Below are 2637 nucleotides of genomic sequence, written 5' to 3'. Positions count from 1 at the left end.
CTAAAGGGACAGGATTAAGGGGTAGAATGCAAGCCAACGAAAATTTTTTCCTACTCCCAGCGTAATTTGTAATTCTTGTAGCGGAAGCGTTTCTTTATGTCGTGATGTAAAAGTATATTCGATATCATTGCTTAGTTCAATGAGTGTTTTGACACCTATTATAATTTTCTGCTAAATGCTATACTATTTTTCCTCAACATCTAAGTAATAATTCTAGGTTGTAAGGAAAATTTTTACCATGTCTTCTAAAAAGACAGACGCTCTTTTGAATTGGTTGATAACTTTAACAGCTATATTTGGCTGCTCGTTGACTGTAATTTTCTTCGCCTTGTCGAGTATTAAAGAGTTGTCAATTCAAGAAAAAATCCAGTATAGAAACCAAGCTTTAACAACTACTGCAATAGTTTTTCTGGCATCGGCAGCAATGTTTAATACTTATTATGCAGCAAGGCGTGCCCAAGCGATGCAGAAGAGTGCGATCGCATCTGAGAAAAACTTAGAAATTGGCCTGCAAAATGCCAAGCTCAATCAAGACAGATTGATTGCAGAACGCTTTATGGGCGCAATTGCCCAGCTTGGGCATGAAAAGGTTGAAACCCGGACAGGTGCAATTTACGCTTTAGAAAGGGTTGCTCAGGATTTTCCTCAAGAACACTGGACAATTATGGAAATTCTCACTGCCTTTGTGCGAGAGAATGCGCCTATCCAGCACGTAAAAGGCGAGCAACAAAAGCCGGAATATCAAGGAGCAATTTACTCAAGTAGGCGTAGAAGTGGGTCGCGTCCAACGCCGCAGTTGGAGCAAAATCTCCATGAAGAATTCCCCAAAATACGCACCGATATTCAAGCAGCCCTGACTGTTATCGGTAGGCGTAATTTACTCGAAGACCCAAAAGATCAAAAACTTGATTTACGTAACACCGACATTAGACAAGCAGACCTGCTAAAAACTAACTTGCAACAAGCTGACCTGCGTGGGGCTGACTTGAGTGGGGCTGATTTACGTGGGGCTGACTTGAGTGGATGTGACCTTAGTGGCGCTAAACTCATTAGGTCTATTCTCTATGAAACCAAATTACTAAAAGCTAGTTTATATGGAGCCAACCTTTGTTGGGCTAACCTGAATCGTATTAACCTCTCTGGAGCCAACCTGCGTTCAGCCAACCTTTCTGGTGCAAGTCTGCGTGCAGCTAATTTACAAGGGGCGAACCTTTATAAAGCTAACTTGCAACAAGCGACCTTAAAAGCTGCCAACCTCTCTGGAGCAAAGTTGTTTTTAGCTAATTTACAAGGAGCAAAATTGGGTAAAGCCAACTTGCAGCAAACGGGTTTGATTGGTGCTAACCTCTGTGGGGCTAACTTAAATGGAGCTAACCTCTCTGGGGCTAATTTGAATGCAGCCAAACTCCACCAAACAGAAGTATATTTTGCCAACCTCTCAGAAGCTAGCTTAACGGAAGCTGACCTGTATCAGGCTAATTTGATTGGAGCAAACCTTTATAGAGCAACCTTTTATCAAGCTAACCTGACTCAGGCAAACCTGATGGGAGCTAACTTTTCACAAGCTAATCTCAATGATGTCAAATTGGAAGGAACTATTTTGACAGGAGCGAAAAATTTAGAGTTGCATCAGATTAGAGAGGCAGTTGGCGATCGCACCACTCGCCTACCTGATTATATCGAAGCACCGACACATTGGCGGCAATCGGGTTAAGCGATCGCAGCATCATTCGTTATTTAGGCGCATTCTACCGTTTTCACTTAGTGCTATAGTTTTTACCAAAAATCTCCGTAACAATTTTGGAGATGAAGAAGATGAAAGCTATGTCTGATAACAACACAGACATACCAAGAAATTTGTTTATAGTTCTAATTTTATTTATTGAATTGTTTATTCATTTAGCGAAAAACAAGAAATAGATGAGAGTAGCTAATACTTCCAAGAAGTGGCTCTATATTTTACAGTTTTCACCTAAGTTTAATTAAACAGACAAAAATAATCACTCAATCTGAAGAAATTTTTTCCGAAATAGCCGCTTTATCGTCTGTATAATCACTGAAATGGGCAAGAGCATTAAGGTGATTTCGGGTAATTTGTGATGAAACTAGATTTAGTCAGGTTTTTTCAAGCTTGCAACCCCAGTAAAACTCTGGTCGTGAGTAAACCGGAGGATAGACAATATTATATTGATTTTTCTAAAGTGCGTGGTGCCAAGATTATTGAAGAACTTGGGCGAACTATCACCCGCCTTTCACCTGAGCAACCCACTTGTCAATTGTTTACTGGACATATCGGTTGTGGCAAATCCACTGAATTACTGCGGCTAAAGGCAGAGTTAGAGCAGCAGGGATTTCATGTGGTTTATTTTGAGTCTAGCCAAAGCCTGGATATGGCTGATATTGATGTTACAGATATTTTATTAGCAGTAGCTCGTGAGGTGAGTCAAAGTCTGGAAGCAATCAAGATTAACCTCAAGCCAGGATACTTTAAAAATCTATTTACGGAAATTTCAGAGTTTTTGCAAACGCCGCTAGATATTGGGGTTGAGGCTGAATTATCTGTAGGTATTGCCAAGATTACCGCCAAAACTAAAGATAGCCCCAAACTTCGCGGTCAGTTACGACAATATTTAGAAC

Annotated in this window: 1 protein-coding gene and 1 pseudogene; both read left to right on the top strand. The window is 40.5% G+C overall.

Annotation, left to right across the window (positions count from 1 at the left end; all coding sequences use genetic code 11):
• Positions 1–238: 238 nt before the first annotated feature.
• On the top strand, positions 239–1714 hold the full coding sequence (locus IQ229_RS23445) for a pentapeptide repeat-containing protein (RefSeq protein WP_194047884.1): 1476 nt from the start codon (positions 239–241) through the stop codon (positions 1712–1714).
• 385 nt (positions 1715–2099) lie between these two features.
• Positions 2100–2637: pseudogene (locus IQ229_RS23440) on the top strand (ATP-binding protein); the annotation flags it as partial.

This window comes from Nostoc cf. edaphicum LEGE 07299 (assembly GCF_015207245.1).
Classification (GTDB): Bacteria; Cyanobacteriota; Cyanobacteriia; order Cyanobacteriales; family Nostocaceae; genus Nostoc; species Nostoc edaphicum_B.
This window is presented reverse-complemented; position numbering and strand designations above follow the sequence as displayed.

Bases quoted from the DNA above. Each gene is read 5' to 3' on its own strand.
- IQ229_RS23445 (WP_194047884.1), top strand. From the start codon at position 239: ATGTCTTCTAAAAAGACAGACGCTCTTTTGAATTGGTTGATAACTTTA.